This is a genomic window from Cupriavidus neocaledonicus, from assembly GCF_000372525.1.
Taxonomy (GTDB): domain Bacteria; phylum Pseudomonadota; class Gammaproteobacteria; order Burkholderiales; family Burkholderiaceae; genus Cupriavidus; species Cupriavidus neocaledonicus.
In genome coordinates this window covers 1-14,447 of sequence record NZ_AQUR01000067.1, presented here as the reverse complement: position 1 = coordinate 14,447, position 14,447 = coordinate 1, and the positions used below count along the sequence as shown (strand labels likewise).

General features: G+C 70.3%; 12 protein-coding genes and 1 pseudogene. 8 read left to right on the top strand and 5 right to left on the bottom strand.

Going from position 1 to position 14,447, the window contains the following annotated elements; genetic code table 11:
- Positions 1-62: 62 nt before the first annotated feature.
- Genes A3AG_RS0102755 through A3AG_RS0102740 form a run of 4 tightly spaced genes read right to left on the bottom strand, consistent with a single transcriptional unit; the run spans position 63 to position 4,860 of the window.
- Entirely contained in the window at positions 63-1,610 is a 1,548-nt protein-coding gene (locus A3AG_RS0102755; protein ID WP_018003958.1) for a TolC family protein, read from the bottom strand.
- Positions 1,597-3,573: an FUSC family protein gene (locus tag A3AG_RS0102750; RefSeq protein ID WP_018003957.1), complete on the bottom strand. Its 1,977-nt coding sequence runs from the start codon at positions 3,571-3,573 to the stop codon at positions 1,597-1,599. The genes A3AG_RS0102755 and A3AG_RS0102750 overlap by 14 nt, the downstream gene beginning before the upstream one ends.
- Positions 3,554-4,603, bottom strand: coding sequence for a multidrug transporter subunit MdtN (mdtN, locus tag A3AG_RS0102745; protein WP_018003956.1), 1,050 nt, complete (start codon positions 4,601-4,603; stop codon positions 3,554-3,556). The genes A3AG_RS0102750 and mdtN overlap by 20 nt, the downstream gene beginning before the upstream one ends.
- Positions 4,600-4,860 (bottom strand): hypothetical protein, encoded by a 261-nt coding sequence (locus tag A3AG_RS0102740; protein ID WP_018003955.1) that lies wholly within the window; start codon positions 4,858-4,860, stop codon positions 4,600-4,602. Before A3AG_RS0102740 ends, mdtN begins: the two co-directional genes overlap by 4 nt.
- Positions 4,861-5,168: 308 nt before the next feature.
- Here A3AG_RS0102740 and A3AG_RS0102735 point away from each other — a divergent pair, with 308 nt between their 5' ends.
- Positions 5,169-5,819 (top strand): response regulator, encoded by a 651-nt coding sequence (locus tag A3AG_RS0102735; RefSeq protein WP_018003954.1) that lies wholly within the window; start codon positions 5,169-5,171, stop codon positions 5,817-5,819.
- Entirely contained in the window at positions 5,816-8,791 is a 2,976-nt protein-coding gene (locus A3AG_RS0102730; protein ID WP_018003953.1) for a hybrid sensor histidine kinase/response regulator, read from the top strand. Before A3AG_RS0102735 ends, A3AG_RS0102730 begins: the two co-directional genes overlap by 4 nt.
- Positions 8,792-8,798: 7 nt before the next feature.
- Here A3AG_RS0102730 and A3AG_RS0102725 read toward each other — a convergent pair whose 3' ends face one another.
- On the bottom strand, positions 8,799-9,269 hold the full coding sequence (locus A3AG_RS0102725) for a hypothetical protein (RefSeq protein ID WP_018003952.1): 471 nt from the start codon (positions 9,267-9,269) through the stop codon (positions 8,799-8,801).
- A gap of 270 nt (positions 9,270-9,539) precedes the next feature.
- Between A3AG_RS0102725 and A3AG_RS31270 the strand changes: the two genes are divergently transcribed.
- The 6 genes and pseudogenes from A3AG_RS31270 to A3AG_RS0102695 form a co-directional block, all read left to right on the top strand.
- A complete protein-coding gene (locus A3AG_RS31270; RefSeq protein WP_018003951.1) occupies positions 9,540-9,860 on the top strand; it encodes a hypothetical protein in 321 nt (106 codons plus the stop codon).
- Positions 9,861-9,912: 52 nt separating this feature from the next.
- Positions 9,913-10,368, top strand: a complete 456-nt coding sequence (locus A3AG_RS0102715; protein WP_018003950.1) for a DUF3302 domain-containing protein — start codon at positions 9,913-9,915, stop codon at positions 10,366-10,368.
- A complete protein-coding gene (locus A3AG_RS0102710; RefSeq protein WP_018003949.1) occupies positions 10,369-11,544 on the top strand; it encodes an HlyD family secretion protein in 1,176 nt (391 codons plus the stop codon).
- 10 nt (positions 11,545-11,554) lie between these two features.
- On the top strand, positions 11,555-12,943 hold the full coding sequence (locus A3AG_RS0102705) for a TolC family protein (protein WP_018003948.1): 1,389 nt from the start codon (positions 11,555-11,557) through the stop codon (positions 12,941-12,943).
- Between the two features lie 249 nt (positions 12,944-13,192).
- Positions 13,193-14,026 carry a universal stress protein gene (locus A3AG_RS0102700; protein WP_018003947.1) on the top strand — a complete coding sequence of 278 codons (834 nt, stop codon included), beginning with the start codon at positions 13,193-13,195 and terminating at the stop codon, positions 14,024-14,026.
- Positions 14,027-14,234: 208 nt separating this feature from the next.
- Positions 14,235-14,447: pseudogene (locus A3AG_RS0102695) on the top strand (transposase family protein); the annotation flags it as partial.

The window sequence follows — 14,447 nt, the reverse complement described above, 5'->3', positions numbered from 1 at the left end:
GGCGCGGGAGGAGGCCGATGCCGGCAACGACGGGGCATGTCGCCGGCAGGCTGACGGTGCCGCTAGTTGGCGCCCCGGCCGATTTCGCCGGTGGCCAATGCCAGCATGGCGGCCGCGGTCAAGGCCGCGCTGTACGCGTCGGCCGACGCATTGCGCGCCAGCAGCAGCTGGTTCTGCGCAAGGTTGGCCTCGGTGACCGTGCCCACGCCACGGCGATAGGCGTTGTACGCCGCGTCGTACGTCACCTGCGCGGCGTCGGCCAGCGCCCTGGCGGCGTCATGCGCGGCCAGGCTCGAATCCAGCGCGCTCTGGCTGGCCACTACCTGGCGCACCGATTCCTCCTTGGCGCGCGTCAGCTTCGCCGAGGCGCTGTCCGCATCGTTGCGCGCCTGGGCCAGCACGGCCGAACGCATGCCGCCGTCATAGAGCGGCAGCGTCACGCCCAGGAACACGCTGCTGCCGTAGCGGTAGCCGCTCAGGTTGACCGTCGGCGGCTGCTGCCCCACCGGCGGAATCGCCGTGATGGCGGAGCCGCCCGAGGCATACGAGGCCACCGCCGACATGAACACCTTGGGCAGGAACGCCGCCTCGGCCGCCCTCACGCGGGCCTGGTTGGCGCGCTCGAGCGCGTAGGCACCCAGCACATCGGGCCGCTGCGCGATGGCCCGCTCCACGATCTGCTGGATCGAGCTGCGCAGCGCCGGCGACAGCGGTCGCACCGGCATCCCGGCGATGCGCGGCTTCGACAGCGGGGAGATGCCGATGGCGTTGATGAGCCCCAGGTAGGCATCGGTCTCGGCGCCTTGCGCCTGCACCTTCGCCAGCCGGGTCTGGGCCTGGTTCTGCGTGGCCTGAGCCACTTCCACCACCGTGCCGATGCCGCGCTGGTAGCGCGACCTGGCCGCCGCCAGCACCGCATCGGCATTGGCCGTGGCCTGGTCCACCGTGGCCATGCGCGAGCGCGCGGCCTGGTAGCGGTAGAACGCGACGCTGACCTCGTGGATGATGCGCTGGTGCAGCGCGGTGAAGGCGATGTTCGCCGCCACCGTGGCCTGCTCGGCGGCCTCGACCACGCCCGCGCGCTCGCCGAAGTCGAACAGCAGCCACTGCAGTGACAGCACCGAGATCGCGCCGTGGCGCGCTGTGTCGGTGCCGGCCTGGCCCAGCACGGTGTCGCCGCTCAGGCGGCCGTTCTGCCAGCCGCCCATGGCCGCCACCGAGAGCTGCGGCAGGTAGCTGCTGCGCGCGATGCCGGTCGCCAGCGCGGCATTGCGGGCGTCGTTCCAGGCCACCCGGGTCAGCGGGTTGTGCGATTGCGCCAGGTCGATCAGCTCGGGCAGCGTATAGGCGTGCGCCGGATCGAGCGGCGCGGGCGCAGCGATCGTCGCCAGCGCGGGATTGGCGGGCAGCACGTAGTTCGAGGGCATGTCCGGCGGCGCGGAACCGGCACCGGCGGGCGCACCGGCGATGATTTCGCCGGTCGCGCTGGCAGGGGGCTGCCAGGGCCGGTCGGGTCGCGGTGGCGCAAGATCGAGCGACGAGGTGGCACAGCCGGCCAGGGCCAGCGCCGCAAGCAGCGGCAGCAGCGCGGGCGGATCAGGTTTGCGCATGGGGAGAAGACGCTTGGGCCGCGCCTGGGCGCGTTCCGGACAATTGTTGATCGACCAGCGCCAGCAGGGTGTCGCGGGTCCGGTCGCCATCGGCGGGTGATGACTGGCGTGCTGCGTCGGCGGGCGCTGCCTGGTCGGTTCGCACCGCATGAAGCCGCGCGGCGAGCGCAGGATCGCCGGGGTACCGCTCCGCCAGCAGGAACAGCGGGCCCGCCACCGCGTCGAGCGCCTTCAGGCGCCGCCCTTGCTGCGCCAGCCACGCCGGCGCCGGGCCGACCGAGGCCGGCTCGTAGCGCGCCAGCGCCAGGTCCTGTGCGAGGTTTTCGCGCAGGGCCATGGCGCCGGCGGCATGCTCGCGGCGCGAGGCGGGCTGGCGCGCATCGATCAGCTGCTGCCACTGGCTTGCCAATGCAGCCAGTGCCGCCTCGATGCGGCCGGCGATGCTGACCGGCCAGATCCTGGTGAACACCAGGTACACCACCAGGTTGCCGATCAGGATGCCGATGACGCGGTCGCGGGCGATGCTCAGGTCGAATCCCGGCCCCGGCCCCTGGATTACGCAGAGATAGAACGCAAACGCAATCTGGAAGCCCGCGTACGCAATGCGCGGCGAGCCCGACGCCACCCATGCCGACAGCCACGTGCCGGCAAACACCAGCGCCAGCAGCCCGCTCACGCCATCGAGCGCCGGCACGATATAGACGAGGGCCGCGGTGCCCGCCGCCGCCCCGACCAGGCATCCCGCCAGCCGCAGCGTGAGTTTTTCCACCGATTCCGCCGCCGTGCCGAGCGCAACCAGGTAGCAGGTGATAAAGCAGGTATGGATGCCGGGCCAGTTCAACTGCTGGTAAAGCAGGTAGCAGAACATGGCCGCGCCGGTGGTCTTCAGCGCGTAGTGGACATGGGCAGGGTTGGTCAAGGCGTCGGGTGCCATGAAGCCGCGCGACTTGCCGTGCGGACCGCTGTGCGGCGTGTCCGGTGCCGCCGGCGCGCCGGGCTCGGCATAGTGTTCGATGGCATCGCGCAGCGCCTGCGCCACCGCTTGCTGCAGCGGCGGCAGTGACGCGGCATCGGGCAGCGCCAGGGCGATCTCGACCGGATAGCCGCCCGCTGCGAGCATGCGCGCCATGGCCTCGAGCGTGTCGGCGATCGTTGCCGCGCACGCGGCGGGCAGGCGCGCCTGCGGCTGGCGCCAGGCGACATCGGCAGCCATCAGGATGGCCATGGTCGATGTCATCGCCTGGCGCAGGGCCAGCACGTCGGCCGCACTGGCGCTGCCCTCGAAGCGGGCCAGCTTGAGCCAGCCTGGCAGGGGCTGGACGCCGTCGCGCAATGCCGTGGCAAGCGCGGCGCCGTTCGCGGCCGGCTCGCGCAGGCTGCGCGCCACCACGCGCAGGCAGTGCGCCAGCCGCTCACCGGCCAGCCGGCGGGGCGACGGCCCCATCAGCAGGTTGACCACCACGTTGGCGCCAACCGCGATCGCCACCATCAGCCAGGCATAGAGCAGGGCGCGGGTGGCCAGTTCGCCGGCGGGCACCAGTCCCAGTTGATCCAGCCCGAAGCCGACGACCATCGCCACGATCGCACCCACCGGGCGCAGCTTGCTGGCGGAAGTCAGGAACAGTAGTCCGGCCGACAACACCGCCATGCACGCCACGCGCAGCATGGGGTGGTCGAGCGTGAGGTCAGCCAGCACCATCACCAGCCCGACGATCAGGCTGACCAGCACCAGCAGGCCGAGGCTCAGCACGATGCTGCCGGTGCGGTCGGCGCGATGGATGAAGAAGATGACGTACGCGGAGATGGCGGCCTCCGGCGTGCCGTAGATCGCGGCGATCAGCACCGTCAGCGTGCTCGCCACCGCGATGCGCGTGGTGGCCTCGGCGCGACCCGGAAACGGCGCCAGCAGCGCGCCGAGATCGGCAAGGGCAAGGCGCGGCCGGTCAGCGGCAGGCCGCACCATGCCGTACCTCGACGATTGCGCTCGCACCGACGCGGGCCAGGGCCTCCGGCGGCTCCTCGAGCTGGATGCGCACCGGGAAGCGGTGGGCCACGCGTACCCAGTTCACCGACGGCTGCACATAGGGCAGCGAGCGCGGCAGGTTGATGCGGTCGGTATCGCCGATGCCGACGCCGATGCCTGCCACGGTGCCGCGCAAGGCGGTGCGCCGGTCGATCATCGAATAGACGGTGGCGCAGTCGCCGATACGGATAGCCGCGAGCTGGGTTTCGCGGAAATTCGCCATGGCAAACCACTCGCCGGTATGCACCAGCAGGAACAGGGACTGGTTCGGCAGCACCACTTCACCTGCCAGCACGCGCAGGCCGCTGACACGGCCGGCGAACGGCGCGCGCACCACGGTATCGTCCAGCGCGCGCTGGGCGATGGCCAGCGCCGCCTCGCGCGCGCGCACCGTGGCCAGGGCATCGTCCTCGCTGCCCACCGCCTGCGCCGTGGTGGCCTGCTGCAACTGCGCCTGCTTCAGCGTCACCGCCGCGTCGCGCCTGGCAACCTCGGCCTGGTCCAGCTGCTGCTTCGGCACATAGCCATCGGCGGCCAGCGGCCGCAGACGCTCGACGGTCCGTTGCGTCAGCGCATAGTTCTGCTCGGCACGGGCGATCTGCTCGGCGGCGACGGAGGCGGTGCCGCGCTCGGTGCCGATGGTCCGGCGCCGCGTGCCCAGCATGGCCTTGGCCAGTTCCAGGTCGGCGCGGGCCTGGGCCAGGGTGAGCTGGTACGGCACCGGGTCGATCTCGAACAGCACGTCGCCCCTGGCCACGCGCTGGTTTTCCGCCACCGCGATTCGGGCAATGCGGCCACCGACAGGCGCGGCGACGTGGATCAGGTCCGCGTCCAGCGTGGCATCGTCGGTCGACGGATAGCGCACCGTCCGCTGGTACGCGTAGACGGAAAGCGCCACCGCCAGCGCCACGATCACCACTGCCACCACTTTCCCGCGCCACGGGCCGCGGCGCATGCCAGCCATTTTCATAGATGCCCCGTACCGGTCAGCCAGACGATCTCGGCAATGATGAGGCCGATCGCCGCGTTGACGAGCAGCTGGAAGCGGACCGTCTCCGCCCAGCCGGTTGCAATGAAGACACGCCAGGCGACCACGGCGCCGAGGATGCCGACCAGCGCGCTCAGCAGCCAGAGCGGGAAATAGGCGCCGAACAGCGCAAAGGAGGGGGCCCCGGCACAGCCATGCAGGAGGACAAGCAGCACTGCGGGCGCAAGCCAGCGAGCCATGGGTGGGAGTGGTCAGTGAGGCACACTTGAAGTATCAGGAATATAGCAGCGCGGAAACCGGCTTGTCCAAGAGGCACTGCTCGAGCCCTCTGCGACGCCGGGCGTCGCCACGGGCGGTGGGACGAACGGTCAACTGCGCGTCCCTTATTGCTAAATGGGCCGGCTGGCAAGTTGGTAGAATCCCTGGCCCATGCAGCCGTGCAGCACCGTCACGCGACGCTGCGCCGCCGGGGACGTCCCCGGGATCTGCACGGGCCGGGCGAGTCCTCCCCAGGAGGACCTGCCCGCGGTGTCGAGATATAACGCGCATGCCCCCACGTACCTTTTCTGTCGTGATCGCCGACGATCACCCGGTGATCCAGCTCGCCGTCAAGAGCACCCTGAGTGCGATCCCGGACCTGCACGTCTGCGCGACGTGCTCGTCGGGCAAGGAACTGTTCGCCGCGCTGGCCACGCATCGCCCCGACCTGATCGTCACCGACTTCACCATGGGGCGCGCCGAGGGCAATGACGACGGCCTGCGCCTGATGCAGCGACTCAGGCAGTCCAGCCCCGCCACGCCGGTCGTTGTCTTTACGATGCTGACCAATGGCGGCCTGCTCACGCGCATCCGGGAAACGGGAGTCGCCGCGATCGTCGGCAAGAACGAGGATCCGGCCGTGCTGCGGCAGATCTGCCTGGACGCGCTGGCCGGCCACCGCCAGCGCCTGTCGCCGGCGCTCGCCGGCCTGATGGCAAGCGCCGGCGCGCTTGCCGATGGCGCTGCGAGCCCGCTGTCCCCCAGGGAAATCGAGGTGGTGCGCATGTTCGCGGCGGGCAGCACCGTCACCGCCATCGCCGCGTACCTGCATCGTTCGCTGGCAACCGTCGCGACCCAGAAGCGCTCGGCCATGCGCAAGCTGAACATCACCAGCAACGCCGACTTGGTCGCCTACGCGCGCGAGCACGGCCTGGCATGACGCGCAGCCCGTTCGAGGCGCCGGCGCCATCGCCGGCCGACCTGCACGCCATCGAACGCAACCTGCAGCGCGAGCGCCGGGTCTTCGCCATGGTGGTGCTGCTGCTGGCGCTGGTCGTGGTCGCGAGCGCCGCGGCAACCGCGCTGGTCCGGCTGAATGGCTCGTTGCGCGCGCAGGAGCAGGTGGCCCGGCTGTATGAGCAAGGCGTGGTCGATGCCCTGCTGGCACGCCGCAGCACGCTAGCCGCGACCAACCTGATCCTGGAACTGCACGCCAGCGGCACCTTTCCGGCCCCGCCGTCGCGGCCGGCCGGTCAGTTCTGCAGGCAGGTCGCGACGGCGGGGCCGCCGGACGAGGTCCTGCAGCGCAGTTGCGACCAGGCGGTCCGTACGCTGACGGCCGCCAGCCAGAAGCCGTCGATCGAGATGATCGCGCTCGCCAGCGGCGCCATGTATCGCTACGAGGCGGCGGAACCGGCGCCAGCGGCCACGCGCGCGGCGCCGCCGCGGATGCCGCCCGCGGCGGTCATCGCCGCCGTATTGGAGAGCTTCCGGGGCCGCGATCCCGACCTGCTGCAGGCGGCCAGGGAGAAGCGCGTGATCTGGAAGGGCATCCCGGCCGGCGCGGACGGGCATGAGCCGGAGATCCTCGGCGCATCGCTGGTCGCGCAGGGCGACGCGCTCTACGCCATCGTGCTGACGCGCATGCCGCTGCGCGAGCTGCTGCGGCCGGCAGGGCCCAACCTGCCGATTCCCGAACCGGTGGTGTTCGACCGTGCCGGCACGCCGCTGGTGGCAGCGGCTGCCCGTGCCGGCATGCAGCGCCTGGACCTGCGGCTGGCGCAGCAGCCGGACGGACTGTTCCACTGGGTCCCGGACTATGGCTGGGCCTTGCGCCGCCCGCCGCTGGTGGCCGACTTCGGGCACCTGATCTTTGCGCTCCCGATCGGCCACCAGCTTGGGGAAATTGCCGGCGAACTGAGCGTCATCGGGCTGGTTGCCGCCGCGCTGATCGGCTTGCTGCTTGCGATGTACCGCTACTGGAACTATCGCTTCCTCACCGGCACCTATGCCGAATCGGCGCGCGCGCAGCGGCTCCTGCACGAGGCCAGGCTCGCCAGCGACGCGGCCGCCAGGGCCAGGGTGGCGTTCTTTGCGTCGATGAGCCATGAGATACGCACGCCGCTTGCCTCGCTGCTGGGCAACCTGGAACTTGTCGCGATGGGGGCGCTGGAGCCGGCGCAGCGAGCGCGGGTCGGTGCGATGCAGATGTCGGCCGAGGGCCTGCTGCGGATCGTCAACGACGTGCTCGACTTTTCCCGCATCGATGTCGGCGCCTTCAGCCTTGCCGAGGAACCGGTATCCGTTACGGCGTTCTTCAGCCGGATCGTGCTTGCGCACGCGCCGCTGGCGGGGCAGCGCAAGCTGGGCCTGTTCGCGGTGTATGACACGAAGCTGCCGGCGCGGCTCGAGCTCGACCCGGTGCGCGTGACGCAGATCGTCAGCAACCTGCTCGGCAATGCGTTCAAGTTCACGCCGGCGGGCAAGGTCGTGCTGCGCGCACGGTGGATCGACGGGCAACTGGAGATCGTCGTGTCCGACACCGGCATCGGCATACCGGAGGACTGCAAGGGGCGGCTGTTCCAGCCGTTCTCGCAGGTCGGCGACAACCGCCTCGGCCAGGCGCGCGGGACCGGGCTGGGGCTGTCGGTCTGCCTGCGGCTGGTGGAGCGGATGCAGGGTCATATCGCGCTGGACAGCATCCTCGGCGTCGGCACGCGCGTGACGGTACGCCTGCCGCTGCGGGTCGCCGATGCGGCGCCGCCGCCGCGGCCGCAACTGCCGCGCCACCGGGCGCTGGTGCTGGCGCGCGAGGCCGAATGCCTCGAAGGCTTGCTGCACCACTTCGACTGGGGCGCATGCCAGCCATCGGCACGCACGGGCACCGATGCGCCGGTGGACGCCGAGCGCTTTGACTGCCTGCTGGTGGCCGATGGCTTCGATCCGGTCGACGTCATCGCGTGGTGGCGCAGGCCGGCCGCGATCGTCTGGCTGAAGCAGTCGGGGCCGCTGGTCGCCACGACGCGGCCGGACGGCGGCACCGAGGTGTCCGCTTATAGCCTGAGCGGCATCCACGCTGCGGTCATGGCGGTGGTGACCGGGATGCAGGCGCTGCCGTCAGCGGGCGACAGCCGGTGCGGCGGCGACGCGGGGCGCGTTCCGGCGCCGCTGGCCGGTCGCGTCGCGCTGGTCGCCGAAGACAACCTGCTGAACCGCAATCTGCTGCGCGACCAGCTGCTCGCCCTGGGCGCCAGCGTGATCGAGGCCGACAATGGCAACGAAGCCATGACCATGCTGACGCAGCATGGCGTGGACACGGTCCTGACCGACATCGACATGCCGGGCATGAATGGCTTCGACCTGCTCGGCGAGATCAGACGTGCCGGCATGCGCATCCCGGTGTACGCCGTGAGCGCCAGCGCCCAGCCTGACGACGTCGCGCGCGGGCAGGCGCGCGGGTTCAGCGGCTACCTGACCAAGCCGGTGTCTCTCGCCGCGCTCGCCGCGGTCCTCGCCCGCGGCGACGGTACAAGTGGCGCGACGCAACGGGAATCCGGCGCACAGCCGGACACGGCGGCCGACGACGAGCTTGCGGGGCTTCCCGAACTGCCGGCGGTGCCCGGCGAATATGCCGAAGCCTTTCTTGCGCAGACCGGCACCGACCTGGCGCAATGCGATGCCGTGCGGGCCGCGCGCGACTTGCAACGGCTGGAACCGCTGCTGCATCGCATCTCCGGCACCCTGGCCGTGCTCGGTGGCTCGCAACTGGCCGAGCTGTGCGCCGACCTGCGCGACTATGTGGCGGACAAGGAGGACTGGGACGACGAGATCGAATGCCAGTCCGGCTACATCGCGCAGCGCCTGCGGCTGATGTGCGAGGCGCTGGCGGGCGGCCAGGCGGCAGCCGCATAAGCGCGTGCTATAGGACGGCGCACGCCTCGGCGCTGCTCGCTACCGTCAGGCCAACCGGGGCGTCGCTGCGCAACAGCACGCAGAGGTAGGCGCCGGTCAGCTCCTCCGCACGCGGCGCTTCCGGCCACAGCGGCGGCGCCGGCACTGTGGCGGCGTGCCGCGTGCCCGCGGCGGAAGCGGCGCCGGGCGCGCCGGTGGCGGCATCGTTCCAGCTGACCTCGATCCCGTGGTCCGGCCTGTCGCCCAGGAAGCAGAGCGACGGGGACGACTGCGACTGGCGCGACACCGGCCCGGTTTCGCAACGGCCGGCGCGCACGCCGGTCACGTCACGGCCGGTACGGTTGACGGCGACGATCCGGGTCCATGGCCACGGTTCCTGGAACGGGTTCAGGGTCTCGGCAGTGGGGATCGCGCATCCGGTCAGGGTGCTTGCGGCGGCGGCAATGACGCCGGCGGACATCAGGGAAACAGCATGCATGGCGGCAACGGGTTCACGCGGACCCGGATTGCGTCCCGGGTGATTGCGAAAGCCGTCAGCGTAGGCGTGGCCCGGGTGCGCGGGCTATCACAGGAATTCGAATCCGCGCGCCAGGACCAGCCGTTGCGATCGGGCCGGTCGCGCCCTTTCTAATTCCTTTGATAGCCGCACCGGGGGTCACTGCCATAAGGTGTGCGCTTTGCCGGGACGCGGCCGGCGCCGCCGGTGCGCGTCGACGGCCGCGCAATGACTTCGGAGGAAATTGCAGACATGATCGAGAACTGCCGTTCGGCCGCCACGGCGACAGCTTTTGCACTGCTGGTCACGGCCGCCGCCGGACCAGCGCATGCCCGGCGCCCGGCCACGCTGGCGCAGCCGGCGGCCACGGACCCGGCGCCCGCGTGCACGGGAACCGGGCTTGCCGCGGCGGCGGCAGCCTGCCGCGCTTCGGAGGATTCCACCCGAAGCAAGTACAACCTGCTGTATGCCGACGAAGCGCCGGCAGAACCCGCATCTTCCGGCCGGCCGGCGCGACGCACCTCGCCGGACGCGCCCGGCGCCGGGTTGCGCGGCGCAGCGGCAGGCTCCTAGGCCCATGCACGCGGCAGGGCCGCGCCCCCGTGTTCCATCCTCTCGTTACGCCATGAAACTGCGACCACACCTGCTGGCGGGCATCGCCCTGCTGGCGTCGACTGAACCCGCCTTCGCCTCGCTGCTCAGCGGCAAGGCGCTCGAGACCGCGGCCAATGCCATCTCCTGGGTGGTGCTGGTGTTCGTGCCGGCAGGCGCGATTTACCTGTTCTGGATGCTCCATATCTGGCCGGAGCGGATCGCGCAGCGCAAGCGCCATCCGCAGAAGGAGGCGATCCATGCACTGTGCCTGCTCTCGCTTTTCTTCGGCGGCATGCTGTGGCCGCTGGCCTGGCTGTGGGCGCATACCAAGCCGGTGTTCTACCGGGCCGCCTATGGCACCGACAAGGCACCGGAAGACAATGAAGCCGCCGCGCACCACCTCGGGCCATCGGCCTCCTGCAACGCCCCGGTGACGGCGATGACGCCCGTCGCCAGCGCCATGCGCGAGCGCAAGGAGCCGATCTGAATGGATGCGCTGCTGCTTGCGGCCTACGCGCTGGTCGTATGGCTGATCTTCTTCAAGTTCAAGTGGCTGCCGTGGAACGCGACCGCGATGGTGATCGTGACCACGATCCCGGTGGTCGCACTGACACTGATGGTCCTGACGCTCAACGTGGTCGCGCCGTCTTCCCATGACGTCCGCGTGGTCGGCAAGGTCCTGCAGGTGGTGCCACAGGTGCGCGGCCGCATCGTCGAGCTCCCGGCCGAGGGGAACCGGCGCTACCGGAAGGGCGATGTCCTGCTGCGCATCGATCCGACTCCGTATCAGGCCTCGGTCCGGCAGCTCGAGGGCAGGCTGAGGGCCGACGACGCCGCGCTTGCCGAGGCGCAGGCGTCGGCGCGCCAGCTCGGCGAATCCGTGCGCGGCGCGGCCGGCAGGGTAAGCGCGGTGACGGCCCGGCTGACGCTGGCGCGCCAGCGGCTCAGGGAACAGGATGCGCTGCTCGCAGCCGGCGCAGGCTCCAAGTTCGAGCGGGACGAAGCGCTGTCGCGCCAGCGCGAACTGGAAGGCGAGCTGGCCAGCGCGCAGGCCGCCGAGGACGAGGCCAGGCAGAAGCTGTCAGCCCGCAGCCAGGGCGAGTTCGCGGCCATCGCGACGGCGCGCGCCCGGCGCGCGGAAACCGAAGTCCTGCTGGAGCAGGCCCGGTGGGAGCTGGACCAGACGGTGTACCGCGCCCCCGCCGATGGCACGGTCGTGAACCTGCAGGTGCGCGTGGGCACCATGCTGGTCCCGTTCCCGTTTTCGCCGGCCTTCAGCTTTGTCGAGGACCAGCAGGAGGTGCTTGCCTTTTACCGGCAGAACGAGCTCTACCAGGTCAGGGCAGGCAACCTCGCGGAGATCTACCTGCCCACGCATCCCGGCCAGATCATCAAGGCGCGGGTCGACTCGGTCGTCTGGGCGCAGTCGCAGGGGCAGGTGGCGCAGGGCGGCATGATCCCGAACACGGGCACCACCGATGCCGTGCCGAACCGGTTCGCGGTCAAGCTCGCGCTGCTCGAAGCGTCAGGGCAACGCCTGCCGGTGGGGGCCGTCGGTGCCGGCGCGATCTATACCGAACATCTGAAGATGTTCCATATCGTCCGCATGGTCTTCCTGCGCGTCAGCTCCAAGCTCAACTACCTGGTATTCAAACTTCACTAGAGGGACGCCCGTGTCGTCATACGCCAAGAACAGGGTTGCCGTGGCGCTGTCGGTGGCGCTCGCCATGCTCTGCGGCTGCGCCCTGCAGGCACCGCCCGCAGGCGCGGACCTGATGCACCAGGCCGTGCCGGTGCTGGCGGGCAAGCCCGCCTGGGTCAACCATGCCGCGGCGGGCAATGCTGCCGACGGCTGGCTCGCCAGCTTCGACGATGCCGCGCTGCAGCGGCTGGTGCACGAGGCCATCGCGCACAACGGCGACCTGCGGCTCGCCGAGGTACGGGTGCGGCAGGCGCAGGCGCTGGTCGCCATCGAGGGCAGCGGCCTGCTGCCGGATGCCGCCGCAAAGGGCAGGGCGGGCAATTCCGAGACCCAGATCCTTTCCCTCGGCGCGAGCTGGGAGATCGACCTGTGGGGACGCATCCGCGCGCAGGCGCGTGCCGGGCAAGCCCGCTATGCCGCCACCCGGGACGACTACCTGTGGGCCCGGCGCGTGGTTGCCGCGGCCACGGCCCAGGCATGGTTCACGCTGGTCCAGCATAAGCAACGCGAAGCGCGGTTGCGGCAAGCCGTCGCCATCCACGATCAGCTGCTGCGCATCGCCGTCCAGCGTGTCGCCATCGGCGCCGCGCCGGACACCGAGGCGGTGCAGGCGCGCAACGCGCGCCGGTTGCAGGCCGATGCACTGGCGTCGGCGAGGCTGGCCAGCGGCCAGGCCGCGCAGGCGCTGGAGCTGCTGCTGGGCCGCTATCCGGCCGGAGAGATCGCCGGGATCGCAGACGGGCGCGAACTGCCGCCCGTGCCCGCGGCGCCGCAGGCAGGGCTGCCGGCGGACCTGCTCGACCGCCGCCCGGACCTGACCGCGGCCGCGCACCAGGTTGCCGCGGCCTTCGACATGCGGCAGTCGGCGCAGGCAGCGCGGCTGCCGCGCCTTGCCATCAGCGCGGCCATCACCGCTATCCGCAGCGACGTGTTCCTGCTCAACCAGGCCGGCAGCCCGGTCAGGGGACTGAACGCTTCGTTCTTCGCGCCGCTCTTCAGCGGCGGCGAGCTCAAAGCCCGGGTGGATTACTTCACCGCCGAGCAAAAGGCCGCCCTGATCGCTTATGGCGACAAGGCCCTGCACGCGCTGGCCGAGGTCGAAGCGGGACTGCAGGCCGAATCCATGCATGCCGAGCGCAGCCGCCAACTGCAGGACCGGGTCGCCGAAAGCGGGGTGCTGGTCCGGCGCGAGGAAATCCGTGCAGGGGTTGGCGCGTCCGACATGCGCGGCGTGCTGAAGGCGCGCCAGTCATTGCTGGCGGCCGAGATCGACTGCATCGACGCGCACGGCCGGCATCTGCAGCAGCGGATTGCGCTGTTGCTGGCGCTGGGCGGAGACTGGCGGGATACGGCGGGCTGACTTTCCCGCAATGCGGCTGGTCGGGATCGTGGTCGGTGCGGCACATCTGGAATATCCGGGACTTCAGTCGTGCCGTAACCGGATGGTCCAGGCAGCGCCAAAGCTCTGCGGCCCGGCCGCCGCAACTTGCCGTTTGCGGCGGCGGGGCCGCGACCGCCTGAGGCGCCGGGCCATGGTTGATTTGCGTCAACCTCTAGCGCGTACGCCTTCCTAGACTGCCATTAAGCCGTTCTCACGGGGACTTCCATCATGGCCTGCGACAGCATTCTGGTACTCCTCGACAGCGGGCGGCAGGCGACGCAGCGGCTTGCGCTCGCCGGGCAGCTTGCGGTGACACATGGCTGTCCGTTGATCGGCCTTTACGCAGGCTTCGTCCCCGAGCCGGCGTGGTGTTACCGGATGGAGCATGCGCAGCGCTATTTCGAGGAAGATATGGCGCGACGCGAGGCGGTGCGGGAGACGGTGCGCGGTCATTTCCTGGCCCGGACGGATGCACTGGCCGTGGCCGCGGAGTGGCGCGTGCCGGAGCGCGCTACCGTGGCTTGCGCGATACGCGAAGCGCGCGAGGCCGGCCTGCTCGTGGCAGCGCAATATGACGCTGACGGCGACAGCCCGGAGGGGAGGCAGTTGCTGGAGGCACTGCTGCTGGAAACCGGCCGACCCACGCTGGTGGTGCCTTGTTCCGGCACGTTCGAGACGCTGGGCACCCGCGTGGTGGTGGCCTGGAACGGCAGCCGCGAAGCGGCCCGCGCCCTGCACGATGCGGTGCCGTTCATCGCCGGCGCGCGCGTGCACATCCTGTGCGCGCACACGGCAGCCGAAAACGCCAGGCCGGATGCCACCCCGGTTGCCCATGCCGCGCGCCTGCTGGAGCGGCACGGTGTCGCCGTCGAAATCGAGCATGGGTCCGGCGTCACCGACATGACGGTTGGCGAACTGATCCTGACGCGCGCGTGCGACTTTGGCGCGGACCTGCTTGTGATGGGCGCCTATGGGCATGGCCGGATGCGCGAACGGGTGCTGGGCGGCGTTACCCGGATGCTGCTCGAATCCATGACGGTGCCGGTGATGTTTTCGCGCTGAGCGCGCGTCGCGTGCGTTGGCAGCGCCCCTGGACTTCAAGGCCATTCTTGCCGGCCTGACCGATGGACCGACGCGCACGGCCCGCATCGAAAGCGCGGCACGGCTGGCCGCGACGCGACATCAAAAAAAAGGTTCTTCGAAGAATTCCGGGGCCTGATTTGCCACATTCCGTATCCTAATGGCCGTTAAGACGGTCATAGGGAACGGGATGCTGGATCGGAAGACGCTGCAGGCGTTGGGCTGCTGGGATGGCTACAAGCTGGATCTGGTGGTATGGCCAGAAGGGGAAAGCCGTACGCTGGCGCTGTACCTGAAGCCGGTCAGCAAGGTAATGTACTGCGAGGAATGCGGATCGAAGTGTCGGCAGGTCCATGAGACGGTGGTGCGGCGCGTGCGGGATCTTCCGCTGTTCGAGTACCGG